This is a genomic window from Bacillus sp. NTK034 (genome assembly GCF_017303275.1).
Taxonomy (GTDB): domain Bacteria; phylum Bacillota; class Bacilli; order Bacillales; family Cytobacillaceae; genus Cytobacillus.
Map to the genome: position 1 here is coordinate 385,119 of NZ_JAFKOJ010000003.1, position 15,066 is coordinate 400,184.

General features: G+C 40.7%; 19 protein-coding genes. 10 read left to right on the forward strand and 9 right to left on the reverse strand.

Annotation, left to right across the window (positions count from 1 at the left end):
- The first annotated feature begins 76 nt into the window (after window positions 1-76).
- The 4 genes from JI665_RS12640 (at window position 77) to JI665_RS28955 (ending at window position 3,533) form a co-directional block, all read left to right on the forward strand.
- Complete coding sequence (locus tag JI665_RS12640) at window positions 77-523, forward strand: FAS1-like dehydratase domain-containing protein (protein ID WP_206839781.1); 447 nt, start codon at window positions 77-79, stop codon at window positions 521-523.
- 47 nt (window positions 524-570) lie between these two features.
- Window positions 571-906 (forward strand): MaoC/PaaZ C-terminal domain-containing protein, encoded by a 336-nt coding sequence (locus JI665_RS12645; RefSeq protein WP_244671178.1) that lies wholly within the window; start codon window positions 571-573, stop codon window positions 904-906.
- Between the two features lie 18 nt (window positions 907-924).
- Window positions 925-3,294, forward strand: coding sequence for a penicillin acylase family protein (locus JI665_RS12650; protein ID WP_211202542.1), 2,370 nt, complete (start codon window positions 925-927; stop codon window positions 3,292-3,294).
- Window positions 3,295-3,398: 104 nt separating this feature from the next.
- Window positions 3,399-3,533, forward strand: coding sequence for a hypothetical protein (locus JI665_RS28955; protein ID WP_256816508.1), 135 nt, complete (start codon window positions 3,399-3,401; stop codon window positions 3,531-3,533).
- 41 nt (window positions 3,534-3,574) lie between these two features.
- Here JI665_RS28955 and JI665_RS12655 read toward each other — a convergent pair whose 3' ends face one another.
- The 3 genes from JI665_RS12655 to JI665_RS12665 all read right to left on the reverse strand — a co-directional run bounded on the left by JI665_RS12655 (window position 3,575) and on the right by JI665_RS12665 (window position 7,243).
- A complete protein-coding gene (locus JI665_RS12655; protein WP_206839783.1) occupies window positions 3,575-4,174 on the reverse strand; it encodes an SCO family protein in 600 nt (199 codons plus the stop codon).
- 148 nt (window positions 4,175-4,322) lie between these two features.
- Complete coding sequence (locus JI665_RS12660; RefSeq protein ID WP_206839784.1) at window positions 4,323-5,807, reverse strand: aldehyde dehydrogenase family protein; 1,485 nt, start codon at window positions 5,805-5,807, stop codon at window positions 4,323-4,325.
- Window positions 5,808-6,025: 218 nt separating this feature from the next.
- Window positions 6,026-7,243: a NupC/NupG family nucleoside CNT transporter gene (locus tag JI665_RS12665; protein WP_206839785.1), complete on the reverse strand. Its 1,218-nt coding sequence runs from the start codon at window positions 7,241-7,243 to the stop codon at window positions 6,026-6,028.
- Between the two features lie 364 nt (window positions 7,244-7,607).
- Between JI665_RS12665 and JI665_RS12670 the strand changes: the two genes are divergently transcribed.
- The 3 genes from JI665_RS12670 (at window position 7,608) to JI665_RS12680 (ending at window position 8,250) form a co-directional block, all read left to right on the forward strand.
- A complete protein-coding gene (locus JI665_RS12670; RefSeq protein WP_206839786.1) occupies window positions 7,608-7,712 on the forward strand; it encodes a YjcZ family sporulation protein in 105 nt (34 codons plus the stop codon).
- Window positions 7,713-7,856: 144 nt separating this feature from the next.
- Window positions 7,857-8,066 carry a YozQ family protein gene (locus JI665_RS12675; protein ID WP_206839787.1) on the forward strand — a complete coding sequence of 70 codons (210 nt, stop codon included), beginning with the start codon at window positions 7,857-7,859 and terminating at the stop codon, window positions 8,064-8,066.
- 22 nt (window positions 8,067-8,088) lie between these two features.
- A complete protein-coding gene (locus tag JI665_RS12680) occupies window positions 8,089-8,250 on the forward strand; it encodes a hypothetical protein (RefSeq protein WP_206839788.1) in 162 nt (53 codons plus the stop codon).
- A gap of 131 nt (window positions 8,251-8,381) precedes the next feature.
- Here the strand turns inward: JI665_RS12680 and JI665_RS12685 are convergent, their stop codons facing one another.
- Window positions 8,382-9,440 (reverse strand): sulfite oxidase, encoded by a 1,059-nt coding sequence (locus tag JI665_RS12685; RefSeq protein WP_206839789.1) that lies wholly within the window; start codon window positions 9,438-9,440, stop codon window positions 8,382-8,384.
- Between the two features lie 140 nt (window positions 9,441-9,580).
- Between JI665_RS12685 and JI665_RS12690 the strand changes: the two genes are divergently transcribed.
- Complete coding sequence (locus JI665_RS12690; protein WP_206839790.1) at window positions 9,581-10,330, forward strand: YqjF family protein; 750 nt, start codon at window positions 9,581-9,583, stop codon at window positions 10,328-10,330.
- A gap of 41 nt (window positions 10,331-10,371) precedes the next feature.
- Here the strand turns inward: JI665_RS12690 and JI665_RS12695 are convergent, their stop codons facing one another.
- Window positions 10,372-10,509 (reverse strand): hypothetical protein, encoded by a 138-nt coding sequence (locus JI665_RS12695; RefSeq protein ID WP_206839793.1) that lies wholly within the window; start codon window positions 10,507-10,509, stop codon window positions 10,372-10,374.
- 91 nt (window positions 10,510-10,600) lie between these two features.
- On the opposite strand from JI665_RS12695, the gene JI665_RS12700 reads away from it, so the two are divergent.
- On the forward strand, window positions 10,601-10,783 hold the full coding sequence (locus JI665_RS12700; protein ID WP_026041562.1) for a cold-inducible protein YdjO-related protein: 183 nt from the start codon (window positions 10,601-10,603) through the stop codon (window positions 10,781-10,783).
- Window positions 10,784-10,838: 55 nt separating this feature from the next.
- On the opposite strand, the gene JI665_RS12705 is transcribed toward JI665_RS12700, so the two are convergent.
- Both JI665_RS12705 and JI665_RS12710 read right to left on the reverse strand, forming a co-directional pair.
- On the reverse strand, window positions 10,839-11,081 hold the full coding sequence (locus JI665_RS12705; RefSeq protein WP_206839795.1) for a transcriptional regulator SplA domain-containing protein: 243 nt from the start codon (window positions 11,079-11,081) through the stop codon (window positions 10,839-10,841).
- 18 nt (window positions 11,082-11,099) lie between these two features.
- On the reverse strand, window positions 11,100-11,288 hold the full coding sequence (locus tag JI665_RS12710; RefSeq protein WP_206839796.1) for a hypothetical protein: 189 nt from the start codon (window positions 11,286-11,288) through the stop codon (window positions 11,100-11,102).
- A 129-nt stretch (window positions 11,289-11,417) separates the two neighbouring features.
- Here JI665_RS12710 and JI665_RS12715 point away from each other — a divergent pair, with 129 nt between their 5' ends.
- Window positions 11,418-12,695, forward strand: a complete 1,278-nt coding sequence (locus JI665_RS12715; protein WP_206839797.1) for an erythromycin esterase family protein — start codon at window positions 11,418-11,420, stop codon at window positions 12,693-12,695.
- Between the two features lie 83 nt (window positions 12,696-12,778).
- On the opposite strand, the gene pepF is transcribed toward JI665_RS12715, so the two are convergent.
- Window positions 12,779-14,593, reverse strand: coding sequence for an oligoendopeptidase F (gene pepF / locus JI665_RS12720; protein WP_206839798.1), 1,815 nt, complete (start codon window positions 14,591-14,593; stop codon window positions 12,779-12,781).
- 207 nt (window positions 14,594-14,800) lie between these two features.
- Window positions 14,801-14,935 carry a protein YhfH gene (gene yhfH, locus JI665_RS12725; protein ID WP_009334590.1) on the reverse strand — a complete coding sequence of 45 codons (135 nt, stop codon included), beginning with the start codon at window positions 14,933-14,935 and terminating at the stop codon, window positions 14,801-14,803.
- Window positions 14,936-15,066 lie beyond the last annotated feature (131 nt).

Sequence of the window (15,066 nt, forward strand, 5' to 3'; positions counted from 1 at the left end):
GAAAATTAAAAGGAAGCATCAGGTAAAAGGCGAATAATAAAGATTATAAACATAGTGAGAGGAAGTGCATTTTGTAATGGATTCTCTTTTAAAAGAAGATGTAAAATTAAAACCTTTCCGCTTCACAATTGAGAGGGGAAAAATCAGGGAATTTGCTATGGCCATTGGAGACAGGAATCCTATTTATTATGATGCGGACATCGCGAGAAAAGAAGGGTACCGGGACATCCCCATTCCGCCTACATTTCCGACGGCCATAGAGATGTGGGGAGGCTTGGATTTTGAAACCCTAATCAAGCTATTCGACCTTGACCCGCTCAAAGTTCTTCACGGGGGACAGGAATATCGCTATATGGGGGAATTATGCGCCGGCGATACAATAACTGCAACTCCTCAGTTAATCTCAGCATTTGAAAAGAGGAATCTCCGTTTTATCACAATAGGAATTCATTACAAAAACAGTGAAGGAATCAAGGTTTTATATTCGGAATCTACCATTATCGAAAGAAGGGGAACAATATAAAGAGCGAATTAACAGCGATTCATAAACCCGAGATCACACATACACAGCTGGTCAAATATGCAGGAGCATCCGGGGATTTTAATCCAATTCATACTGTAGTACCCATTGGGGAAAAAGCGGGATTGGACGGTGTGATTGCCCATGGGATGCTCATTATGGGAATGGCAGGCGAAGCACTGGCTGATTGGTTTCCGAGAAGAAACCTGAGAAAGTTCAAAGTGCGCTTCAGCAAAATGACTCGTCCTGGCGAGAAACTGACAATAGAAGGAAAAGTGACAGGGGAGAGAATGGAAGAAGATGAGAAGAGACTGACAGGAGAAGTCTCAGTTAAAAATGAAGCTGGTGAAGTAAAGCTCTCCGGACAGTTCGAAGTAAAAATATAATATAAAGGAAGGATTTCTATGGGAGGTCATATTGGGGTCCAGCTCAAGCCAAAATCAAAGTGGAGGAAATACACACTTTGGACCTTTGCAATCATATTAGTGTTACTGGCTGCGGCATTTTTCGTGATGTTTGGTTATTTATCGCGCTCACTCCCTGAAACAGAAGGAGAGATTAAAATTGGATCCATCGCTGCGGAAGTCAGGGTGAATCGCGACGGCAATGGCGTTCCCCACATATTTGCGGATAATGAACGAGACCTTTTTATTGCACAGGGATATGTGCAGGCACAGGATCGCCTTTTTCAAATGGATTTAAGCAGGCGGCAGGCATCCGGCAGATTAAGTGAAGTGATCGGGGAAGGGACAATTGACAATGATAAATATTTTAGGACACTTGGACTGAGAAGGGCCGCAGAAGCATCCTATGAAGCATATTCCCCGGAAGCAAAACAGATTTTAGGCTGGTTTGCTGAAGGAGTAAATCTTTATATGAAAGAGGTGAAAGAAAACGGAAAATGGCCGCCTGAATTTTCTATTCTCGGCTATAAGCCTGAAGAATGGACTCCCGTGGATTCACTCACTATAGGCAAATATATGGCATATGATCTTGGAGGACACTGGGAGAGCCAGGCATTCCGCTATTATCTCCTTCAGCATTTTCCGGAAGATAAAGCGTATGAATTATTCCCCTCATATCCGAAGGAAGCCCCTTACATAATAGGAAAACACAATTTGAATATTGAAGAAAGCTTAGCATATGCAGTAACACCGCCTGAATTCAACGGAAGCAATAACTGGGTAGCAGCAGGCAGCAAAACAGCATCCGGGAAGCCGATTCTTGCAGATGATCCACATTTATCACTCAGCACACCTTCCATCTGGTATCAGATGCATCTGAAGTCCCCGGAAATGAATGTCAGCGGGGTCATTTTTGCCGGCATTCCGGGCATTATTCTCGGTCACAATGAAGACATTGCATGGGGAGTAACCAATACAGGACCAGATGTTCAGGATTTGTACATCGAAAAAAGGAATCCTGACAATAAAAATGAGTTTCTATTCAATGATAAATGGGAAAAGGCAGAAATAATTGAAGAACCAATTAAGGTTAAAGACAAAGATCCGATCAGTTATCAAGTAACGATTACACGCCACGGACCAGTGATTTCGGAATTTGCTGCAGACAGCGGCAAAGATACCGTTCTTTCTTTGCAATGGACAGCCCTTGAACCTTCAAAAGAACTGGAAGCCATTCTAAAAATGAATAAATCATCGGACTGGAATCAATTTGAACAAGCATTGGAGTTATTTCATACACCAGCACAGAACTTTGTATTTGCCTCGCCAGATGGAACAATAGCGTATAAAGCAAACGGTAAAATCCCCATCAGAAAGAAAGGAGACGGGCTATTGCCAGTGCCAGGCTGGACAGAAGATTATGGATGGGAAGGATATATTTCTTATGATGAACTGCCAAAAACCATCAATCCAAAGGAAGGCTTCATATCTACTGCAAACAATAAAGTGATTGACGACAGCTACCCTTACCATATAAGTCATGATTGGGCACAGCCGTACAGGCAAATGCGCATTCAGGAATTCCTGGATAGCAGGGATAAACTTACACCTGAAGACATGATGTCTCTGCAGATGGATCAGAAAAACCTGCAGGCAAAGGAATTTATACCCATTTTCCTGTCGAAAATTAGAGAACCATCTTCCAATCTTGAAAAGGCAGCTTTATCCGCCTTGAGGAAATGGGATTATAACGACAGCAAAGATGAAGCAGCCCCTCTCATTTTCAATCTTTGGATGAAAAGCATATCCGATGTTCTTTTTGAGGATCAGATATCATCCGAGATGAGGAATCTCTTTAAAGGGCAAAAGCAGGCGGTGGATGAATTATTGAGAAATGCTGCAAAAGGCAGGGAAAGCCGCTGGATTGAAGAAAAGGGCGGACTTGAGGAGGTCCTTTCACAATCATTGAGTTCAGCTGTAAAGAAAGCAGCAGATCTTCAAGGAAATAACCTGTCTGAGTGGAAATGGGGAGACTATCACCAATTAGCATTTGCCCACCCGCTTTCAAGTGTAAAACCTTTAAACTTCCTGTTTAATAGAGAAGGGCGGATTCCTGTTGGCGGAAGCTCAGTCACAGTCCAGGCGGCAGCTAATAAAGAGGATGGCACTGTAAATCACGGGGGCTCATGGAGATTTGTGATGGATACGCAAAACATGAATACTGCCTATCATCTTGTGGGACCAGGACAATCAGGACACCCTCTAAGCCCTTGGTATCATGACCAGATGAACGGCTGGGCAGATGGGAACTATCATAAGACAGCTCTCACTGAAGAGAAAACCAGGCATACAGTCTTATTAAAACCTTGAAAATGCTTCCCAAAAATCATAAAATGTTTCTTTTTGTTCATAGTTTTTTCATATTTTTCATGTACAATATTAAACATACAGGCAGGGAAAAAGGAGTTTTTCAAATGGCTAAAAAGCAGCTGGTTGATTTGGTAAACAGATTAAAGAAATCCGGTATTAAAGTAAGCTTTTCAAAGCCAAGATCGAAAACTTTAATACTCATTAACCAAAACAAAAATTTATCTTCTTCAGCAAATTAGGTTTAAAAAAAGTGGCGGATTCAGTATCCGCCACTTTTTTTTTATATTTGCTTCATTATCTTATTGAAAACATCATTCTTATCAAAATCTTCTCCCATTGGGAACTTCTTAATAAACTTATTATTCTCGTCAAGCAAATACACAAATGTGCTATGAACGTAGAAACCATCACCGGGATCACGGTACTGAAATTGAAAAGTGTTAGCGAGCTCCTGAATTTCAGCCTGATCTTTTTTCAGTTTATCCGGCTCTGCAGTAAGAAAGACCCAATTGCCATCATTTTCGATTTCAAAGGTATTTCTATATGTTCGAAGAACCTCTGTGGTGTCTCTATAGGGGTCGATCGTTACAGTTATGAATTGCACCTTCTCCCCAAAGACACCCTCTTTGCTAAGATCGCCTTTCAGCAGATTCATTCTTTGTGTAGTAGTCGGACAAATATCCGGACAGTGCGTATAAATAAATTCAACAAGCTTCAGTTTTTTATCCGATTCTGCAAAGTCGTATACCTTCTCATCATCGGTTAAAAGTGTAATATGATCAGGTATCTTTGCTGTCATATCACGAATGATAAAAAAAGAAATGCCGGCGGCTATGCCTAATATTACAATAATAGCGGATATCATATATACTTTTTTCATTATTTCCCCTCCCAATATAAGGATAAATAATATCCATCAAAAATCCTATGGATAATCTGTGAACTTATTCTGCAAACAGAGAAATATTGAAGGGGAAGGACAGCAATAAAAAAGGAACCCCGCAAGGCTCCTTTTTTGTTTCCGTCTATTACTTCATTGAAATCCAAACACTCTTAACTTCTGTATAGTTATCCAGAGCATATGATCCCATTTCACGGCCAATACCGGATTGCTTATACCCGCCAAATGGAGATGCAGCGTCAAATGCGTTGTAGCAGTTCACCCAGACTGTACCTGCGCGGAGTTTGTTGGCCACATAATGTGCATTTGCCACATCACGAGTCCAAACACCTGCAGCTAGACCATATTCGCTGTTATTAGCCCGGTTAATTAATTCGTCTATGTCATCATAAGGCATGGCCGAAATAACTGGTCCGAATATTTCTTCTTTTGCAATTGTCATTTCGTCACGAACATCTGCAAAAATAGTAGGAGAGACAAAGTAACCTTGCTCTTGCGGCTTGTCGCCACCCGCTACAAGCTGAGCACCTTCGCTTAGGCCTTTTTCAATGTACCCAAGAACGCGGTTTTGCTGCTCAGCAGAAACAAGCGGGCCAATTTCTGTGTCAGCATGAATACCTGCACCTTGTTTAATTTTTTTGGCATGTGAAGCCATGTCAGCTACAACATTATCAAACTGCTTTTTTTGTATGAAAACACGGGAGCCGGCACAGCACACCTGACCCTGGTTGAACATAACACCGTTCAGAGCTCCTGGAATAGCCTTTGATAAATCAGCATCTGGAAGAATAATATTTGGAGACTTACCGCCCAGTTCAAGCGTAACGCGCTTTAATGTTTTTGAAGCATTGGACATGATCAATTTGCCTACTTCAGTAGAACCCGTAAACGCAATTTTATCTACTAATGGGTGATCGACAAGCGGCTGGCCAGCTGTTTCTCCGAAACCTGGAACAATATTGACAACCCCAGGAGGGAAGCCGGCTTCATCCATTAATTCAGCAAGGTATAAAGCAGAAAGAGGTGTTTGCTCCGCTGGTTTTAGAACAACCGTACATCCTGTGGCAAGCGCAGCACCCAGTTTCCACATAGCCATAAGAAGAGGGAAGTTCCAAGGGATAATTTGTCCCACTACACCAACTGCCTCATGGCGGGTATAGTTAAAGAATGGACCGCTTACAGGAATCGTCTGACCGACAATCTTCGTAGACCAGCCAGCATAATAGCGCATATGTTCAACAGCCAGAGGAATATCGGCATTGGTTGTTTCACGGATCGGCTTACCATTATCCAATGTCTCAAGCTGCGCTAATTCTTCACTGTTTTCTTCCATCAGATCAGCAAGCTTGTACATCAGGCGGCTGCGCTTTGAGGCGCTCATTTTTGACCATTTGCCTTCATCAAATGCCTTACGGGCTGCTTTTACTGCCAGATCAATATCTTCTGCACCGGCTTCGAAAACAGAAGCAAGAACTTCTCCTGTAGCCGGGTTATACGTATCAAACGTTTTCTGTGATTTGCTTTCAACAAATTCACCATTGATATATAATTTCTTCTTTCCGCTTAAAAACTTTTCTACCTTTTCTTTTAAACCTGCAGTTAGCTGACTCATATAATTCCTCCTTAAAATAGTAATCTATGTATTTCCATGGTGCAAAACATTTAGAAGAATACTTATGGTAACGCTTACAACCATACTTTAACATTAATAAAAATATAAAATCAACTCTGAATTAAAATAATTTTCAGATAATGTTCGACAATTCTCGCCTATTTCTATTTTCAGCAATAAAAAAGCATACCGGATTCATCCGGTATGCTATAAAACTATTAAATTAGCATTCCTGCAATTGCTGCACTTAATAGAGAAGCAAGTGCTCCAGCTATTACCGCACGTATTCCAAGCTTTGCTATATCGTTCCTGCGGTCAGGAGCAAGGTTGCCCAGTCCGCCCAGAAGAATGGCCATAGAGGAAATGTTGGCAAATCCGCAAAGAGCGAAACTCACTACTGCAACCGTCTTAGGAGACAGGCTGCTGATTTCCGGAGCGAATGCTGAATAAGCAACAAATTCATTTAAAACAAGTTTTTGGCCGATATACCCGCCAGCCTGTACAGCTTCAGCCCAGGGAACTCCTACTGCAAATGCGAGCGGTGCAAAAATAAATCCAAGAATGGTTTCCAGTGTAAGATTTTCAAATCCGAAAATCCCGCCTGCAAATCCGATAATTCCATTGATAAGAGCAACAAGAGCGATAAAAGCAAGAAGCATTGCACCGATGTTTAATGCAAGCTGAAGTCCTACACTTGCACCGCGTGCGGCAGCGTCTACCACATTTACTGAATCAGTATCTTTTTCAATAGTTATGTCGTCTGTTGTCTCTGAAATTTCTGTTTCAGGAATCATAATTTTAGCCAGGACAAGACCTGCAGGTGCAGCCATGAAGCTTGCGGCAAGCAAGTATTCCAATGGTACCCCAAGAAGGGAGTATCCTATAAGAACTGAACCGGCAACTGATGCAAGGCCTCCGGTCATAACAGCAAACAGTTCAGATTTCGTCATTTTGTTAAGAAATGGACGGACAATCAATGGAGCTTCCGTTTGTCCGACAAAAATATTGGCTGCTGCGGACATGGACTCCGCCTTGCTTGTTCCAAGCAGTTTGGACAAACCTCCGCCAATGACCTTAATAATCACTTGCATGACACCGGTATAATAAAGCACAGATATTAGGGAAGAGAAGAAGATTACAGTAGTCAGCACCTGAAAAGCAAAGACAAACCCAACTCCAGATCCTTCCTGGAATAATCCTCCGAATAGAAAATTAATGCCTTCATTTGCATAACCGACAATATCATTTACTGCAAATGTTAGTTTTTCTAATGCTTTTTTGCCAAGATCCCATTTGAGGACTGCAAATGCAAATGCAAACTGTATGGCAAGTCCGCCAAGTATTGTACGCAGATTGATCGCTTTCCGATTTGAAGAAAGGAGAAAAGCAATCCCCAATACAGAAGCAACCCCTAATAAACCCCAGAAAAAATTCATGTTGACACCTCATTTGTTGAATTTAGAATTATGAAAACGTTTTTACGAAACGCCAAAAATATAGACCTCACATTAAAGAGGTTTGTGAATAGACGTCAGACATCTAACTTGATTACATGTCCATTTTAACATGAATCCGCTTGCAGTAAAGAGTTTTTTTCTTGCCAAGTTAAATTTGTTGATTAATCTCCTATTTTGTTCACATTTTCAAAGATTTTATTCTCTCTAAAGTGGCCAATAACATTAAAATCTTTCAGTGCCTAAATAAAATACCTTCGATTTTATTTTCTTTCCCCGGTATAATTGCCCATTCGGGACAAACATCATTTTCATACAATGTCACTAGATGTCAGGAGGTGTTAGAATGGGCGCAGGTGCAGGGTATGGCGGCGGTTTTGCTTTAATCGTTGTCCTGTTTATACTTCTAATCATTGTTGGTGCTGCTTTCGTTGGTGGAGGCTACTATTAATATCTAAAAAATCTACAGCGCAAAAAATCTGCCCGTACTTGGGCAGATTTTTTTTCAGCCTTCCTGTTAAAATGAATCAGTATGATAATCGGTTTAATGTCCAAAATAAGGATAGTTCTTAAAATTTAGAAGGAGGTATTCAGCATGAACAAAAGAGACAAAAATGATGGCACGAATATTGCGGGCAGATATTATGAAACTGAAGATTATAACAGGAATGATCAGCTTTCATCAGGCCTGGCGACAACCCATGAACAAGTGAGTGACGCATATATGGAAGGACAAGCTGATGCCGTAATTGAAGACGTTGTCGGGGTGGATATTTCCATTCCGCGCAAAGGGTATGATGAATAACGCAAAGTAAGGAGGCAATTCAATGGCACCAAAAGATGCTCAAGATGATCTCGGCCAGTACAAAATGCCGGAAGTTCTCAGAAAAAAGAGGAATTCCTCCTATCGGGTGGGATACCAGGCTACAACAGGCAACCAGACACCTGGTGAACCTGAAGCAGGTAAGAGAACAGATCAGGAAAATTAAAATCTGTTCAACATGGATTGCTGATTTAGATTGCAGCGGTGATAAAATTGATAAACAAAAGAGAGGATGCTGGGACATCTTCTCTTTTGTTTATGACTATATAAGAAATTCGGGAATTTGCACCTGAAAAATTATTCTACCTGAATTTTTATCTTTTGCACAGCATTATATCCATATCCTTTTCTGTTCCAGTAAGGCTTTAATGGCTGCATATTGCCCGTAGAATCGCTGGCCCTTACAAGAATGGTATGCTCACCCTTATATGCCTCCCAATCAAAATGCCACTTTACCCAGGAATATTTTTCGTTTTCCCTGTATTTAAGAGTGGCCTTTCTCCAAGTAACACCATGATCTATGCTTAATGCCACCTCATTAATTGTTCCTGTGCCAGTCCAGGCAATTCCTTTTATAGCATGAAATCCTTCTTTCAAAATGGAATAATTCAATGGCTGCTGGATTGTGCTATTAACATTCATGGCTGTAACAGGCTTTTTATCTAAATCGCTGTCTTTATAGGGATAATAAACATAATCTTTTGATTGAAAAGGACCATTAAATTCATGACGAATAATAAAAATATTTCTTAGCCACTTGACGGAGGCCATTGCATACCATTGAGGCACGATCAGCCTGAATGGATATCCATGCTTATAAGGGATGGGCTTGCCGTTGTACTCATAAGCTACAATCGTATCTTCACCGAGTGCCTTCTCAATTGGCAGGCTTCTGGCAAAGTAAAAGGATCCTTTCAAATCTTTTCGCTCACCAAAATCCATTCCTGCAAACACGGCTTCTTTACTTCCATCCAAAAGTCCGGCTTTATCCAGCAGTTCTTTCAATGGCACTCCCTTCCATTTCCCCTGACTGACTGCTCCTTCTTCCCATTGCTCACCAAAAACCTTAGGTTTAAATTTCGCTCTGTTATTGCCAGCGCATTCCAGAGAGACCAGAATGGTTTTGGTAGGAAAGCGGGAAAGTTCACTTAAAGATATTTCCATCGCTTGTTTCACATTCCCACTAATGGACAAAAACAAATTATGAGGGCTAATTATCGGGTAGGAAAAATGGTTTCTTAAATAAAAATATTCCTGCGGTGTTTTCCAGCTCTCCAAAAAATGAATGGGAGACTCCTGATTTTCAGGAGACAGACTTAGCGTTTTCAGATAAGGTGCTGAAAACTGTCTATTCATGAACCATCACCTCCATTCATAAATACAATGCAATGCCCAGCGTTAGAACTATAGACAATCAACACTTCATTTATGCTAAGTTTAATGCCGGCATTATGAGGAATAATCATTTATATAACATGATGAAGGGCGGTAAGGAAATGAAAGAAGAATTGAGGATAACAGGACATAGGCCTTTTTCACTGCCTGATAAACCCTGGGTTATGGAACAAATATGGAATGATGTATTATTTGCTCATTGGCCGGTACCTGCAGAAATAATGAAAGAACACATCCCTTCACAGTTAACATTAGATACATACAACGGTACAGCATGGGTTGGAATCGTACCTTTCTGGATCAGTAAAATGAGGGTGCGCGGCTTGCCGCCATTGCCAATTATGAAATCGATGAATGAATTGAATGTAAGGACTTATGTGGAGTATGAGGGCATGAAAGGAGTATATTTTTTTAGCATGGATGCAGACAACTTTTTAGCCGTAACAGGGGCCAGAATGTTGTATTTCCTGCCGTATATGAATGCTGAAATGCAAGTTAGTAAGTCTGAAGGATTAATTAATTATGAAAGCAGGCGAACACACAGCCATTCTGAGAGCGGCCAATTCAAAGCCAATTATAAGCCAATATCAAGCCCCTTTAATTCAAAAGCAGGAACACTTGATGAATGGCTCACTGAAAGGTATTGCTTATGGGTAATAAAAGGTGAAAAAGTTTTCCGCGGGGATATCCATCATACAAAATGGCAGCTGCAGAAAGCTTCTTGTACGATACATCAAAACACTTTAGCTTCATTTTTGCCCCGCAAGTACCTTGAAGGCGAACCAATAGTACACTACTCTCCGGAAAAACATGCTTATTTCTGGCCTTTGATAAAGGTTTCTTCACCATAACAAAAATTTGATCGTATTAATGGTGTAACCCATTCAATACCTCATTTCTTAAAGTAAAGTTCTGCAAGCAGTTTTTTTGCTTCATTGTACGATAGCCCTGATTGGCTATTCAGCCTTTTCACTTCATCAATATCAGTTCCTGCTATAGTAAGATTTCGCTTTTTCTCTCGGCGGTCCATTGGATCACCTCCTATTCAAAATTTTGTTCAAAACATTTTCAATAATTTTCTCTTTTTTTGGCCATACTAAGAAAAAAAGGGGGCGTTTCCAATTTTTTTCAATAAAAAAGGCCAAGATGACAAGCCAGAAGTTGTAATGCTGGACACAGAGGTGTATTCCTGTAATAGCTGCAATGGCTGGATGAGAAAAGATTTTGCCTCTTCAGATTTAAAATGCCCATTATGCGGTGATGAAACAACTGCCGAAATGAGGGAATTGCCTCAAATTCTATAATCAAGATATAAAGAAAGACTGTTGTCTGGTAAATAACAGTCTTTCTTTATTAATTTCAATAATCTCCATATAATTCCTGAAAGGCCTTTTCTGCGTCTTTTTCAGAAGAAAATAAGGCATCATCTTCTTCTATTAAATGGAATGATTCATTAAGGAAGAGGGCCACTGCATTAGGATCTTTAGGATGCTGTACAATTTCAGCCGGCCTGACGTTTGCTACACTTGGAGTATGAGGGTTATGATATATAACAAAAACCTCATCACCAGATTTCACCTTTTTAGGATCGATTGTCTCCAATTCACTCACTCCTTTAATTTATAGGTTTTCGTTCTGCTGTCCAATTTCTTTTGCACCTATAATAGCATTTGCCATTTCCTGCTGTTCATGTTCATCAACTGTATCCCCAGCTGCATGTTTTAAATTTGGAAATATGCCACCTGTTTCAATGGTTACCATCTCCTCTTTTGGTGCATATGTCAGGTACTTCTCATCGTTTTCTTTCATTAGTAAAACTCCTTCTGGTATAGATATTCGAGCATCTTTCTTTAAAGTTTTCTCTCTGCATTGTTCTTATATTCAACCATATTAATCCTAATTAAAATGGGCAAAGTAACCATATAGGTTTTGAATGAGGTGATAAAAATCGAAGAAAATAAGGGCTTGATTACAGCTATTCAAAAAGAAGCATTCTTGTTAAGCGATTCATATGGGCTTGACCGGATTATTAAAGCAGCCGGGGAAGCGAAATTTGTATTATTGGGAGAAGCTTCACACGGAACATCAGAATTTTATACAATTAGAGCGGAAATATCTAAAAGGCTAATTGAACAAAAAGGGTTCAATTGTATCGCAGTGGAAGGAGACTGGCCTTCCTGCTTTACTGTAAACAAGTATGTTAAAGGCTATGCGCGACTGAGCCCCCTTGATGCATTGAAAGATTTTAACCGGTGGCCGACATGGATGTGGGCAAATGAGGAAATTAAAGATCTAATAACCTGGCTTTATAATCATAATCAGCTGATTAACGAACATAGTCTAAAGGCAGGTTTCTATGGCATTGATATATATAGCCTATGGGAATCGATGCATGAGATAATAAAACTTCTTGAGACAAAGGGTGCAGCAGAGCTGGGAGCTGCTAAAAGAGCATTTGCCTGCTTTGAACCCTTTCACAGAAAGCCTGAAAATTATGCAGTGGCTGCAGAATTTTATGGGGAAGCTTGCGACAAGGAAGTTGCCGAACTTTTAGTAAAAATAAAAAATAAGTGGGAACATACCAGGAACTATGAAGAGGAATCACTGAACCTCTTAATAAATAGCCTTGTTGCCCTGAATGCAGAAAACTATTATCGAGCAATGGTAAAAGGCGGTCCTGATGACTGGAATATTAGGGACCATCATATGGTGAATGCACTGGAGGAAGTATCGGAGTATTATGGAAAAGATGCCAAAGTCATCGTTTGGGAACACAATACCCATATCGGAGATGCCAGGGCAACAGATATGAAAGAAGAGGGGCTTGTTAATGTTGGGCAGATCCTCCGGGAAAAGTATGGGGAAGATCAGGTTTTCGCACTAGGATTTGGCACTCACGCAGGTACCGTTATAGCTGCAGAGCAATGGGGGGAGGAGATGCAGGTTATGGAGGTGCCCACAGCACAGGCAGGGAGCTGGGAAGATGCCCTTCAAAAGGCAGGCCCGGGTGATAAGGCTTTGCTGTTTACCGAAGAGAACCGGGATTTATTCACAGATTCTATCGGACACCGGGCTATCGGAGTTGTCTATAATCCTGAATATGAACAGGATGGAAATTATGTGTCCACTCAGATCTCACTCAGGTATGACGGCTTCATTTTTATAGAGAAGACCAATAGTTTAAACCCGCTTAATATGCCTTTGAGAAAGTCATAACCTGCATTTCTGACTGAATAAATCTCACATAAAACCTATAAATTCTAAACTTAACCCCCTCCAAAAAACGGAGGGGGTTCTTGTTAAACATAGCTGTTTTCCAATTCATCCACCAATGTTCCCACATAGCTTACAGCTTTGCGGATTGGATCTGGCTTGGACATATCAATGCCTGCGCTCTTAAGCAGATCAAGCGGCTTTTTCGTTCCGCCTGCTTTTAATACATTAAGCCAGCGTTCAATGGCAGGCTGCCCTTCCTCTTGAATGCTCTGTGCCATAGCAGTGGAAGCAGTCAAACCAGCTGAATAAGTATATGGATAGAGTCCCATGTAGTAATGAGGCTGTCTCATCCAGGTTAAAGCCGCCTTATCATCCAGTTCAACCGTATCACCCCAGAATTCAGCAAGTGTTTCCATCTTTTGATCTGAAAGTGTTTTTGCCGTTAACGGAACCCCTTGATCAGCAAGACTATAAATTCTTCGCTGATATTCTCCCTCGAGAAGGTGTGTGACAAAGTTGTGATAATAAGTTCCAAGCAGCTGAAGAATTACCCAGCGCTTCATTCTCTTATCTTCAGTGCCCGCCAATAAATGCTGTCCAAGCAGCAATTCGTTAAGTGTTGAGGGAGCTTCTACAAAATAAGTCGAAGGGCGGGTATTCATTATACGCTGATATTTATTGGCCAAATAGAAATGACCCGCATGGCCGAGCTCATGTGCGAGAACGAAAGCACCGCGCATCGTGTCTGTCCATGTAATCAGGATGAAGGGATGCGATCCATATGGACTTGAACAAAATGCACCTGTTGATTTGCCCACATTGTCAGCCAAATCAACCCAGCGTTCAGTCAAGCCTTTCTTCATTATATCTGTATACTCTGGTCCCATTACTTTGAGTGCCTCTAATATGACTTTTGATGCTTCTTCAAATGTTGTTTCAGGATTGAACTCAGGATCTAGAGGAGCCTTCAGGTCACAAAAAAGCATCTTATCCAATCCCAGAACTTTTCTTTTTAACTGTGCATATCTGCGCATATGGGGGGCAAGCTCTTTTTGGATAATATTCAGCTGATTGTTGTACATTTCCTCTGTAACATGCTGGGAATCCAGGAGCATTTGGGTGACTGAACTGTATTTTCTCAGCTTAGAAAGTGTTACCTGCTTTTTCACCTCAGCAGAATAGGCGGAGGCAATTGTATTCTTATAGTTTTCCAGTGAATCTGTAAATGAGACATAGGCATTCCTTCTGATAGCCGTATCTGACGAAAACTCGTAACGATCTTCGTAAAGAGCAAAAGAGTTTGGCAGATCGTTTCCTTTACTGTCTTTAAAAGAGGAAAATGGCATGTCAGCAAGTTTTGCAGCCTGATACACATTATACGGAGCTCCATGGACTTCACCCAATGCTGCCAGAGTTTCTTCCGTCTCTGGAGAAAGCCTGTGCTTCTTTGATTCAAGAAGATCTGTCAGCTGTTTCCTGAAAGGCTCCAGGCCGCTTTCATTTTCTATGTATTTTTCAATCGTGCCTTCAGGCAAGGAAATTAATTCAGAGTCAATAAACGAAAGAGTGGAGGCTGCTTTTGCTCTTAAAGATGCAAGTATGGATGAATTTGCCTGATTGTTTGGATTTGTTCCATCCTCCGACTGACGCAAACTAGCATACGTTCCAGCTTGAACCAATCGGATGGAGAGCTTTTCCTGAGCGGAAAGGCAGCCCAGTAATAGTTGCGGGCCTTCATGGAGCTTTCCCTTGAACTGCTCAAAAACAGTAAGATCCTTATCTATATTTCTAATTTCTTTATGCCAATCTTCCTCTAAAGAAAATAAATCCTCCACTTTCCAGGTACGATCTTTCGGTACCTCAACACGCTTTAATCGAGTTACTTCTGTTTGAATCATTAACGATCCCTCCTATTTCGATTCTCTAAATAAAGAGATTATGGGACAATTATACAGGAAGGTTTGGTAAATTTATAGACTTTTCAAACATTTTAAATTAACTGTACTGTAACAGCTTGAGTTTGCTTTTAAGTGGAAATGGCAGAAAATAACAGAAAATAACAGAAAATAAAAAAGCGGAGGGCCTGAAGCCTTCCGCTTTTTGTGCTACTCCATTTTTTTTGAAAGACACCGATCACATTCCATTAAATAGGATTCTGCCTGTTCCTTGACTGTTTGGCCGCACTCCGGGCATACCTTTTTGGGAAGAGTTCTAAAAAATTCAACTGGACTTTTGATCATGAATTTTCCTCCTTTTTATAATACAGTTTATTTTGTGTTCATCTGTTGTAGTACAGTATATACCAAACGAAATTAAATGTGAAGTGGTTTGATTAAATTTTTTAAAAATTTTATTTATTATGTTTTTGGGT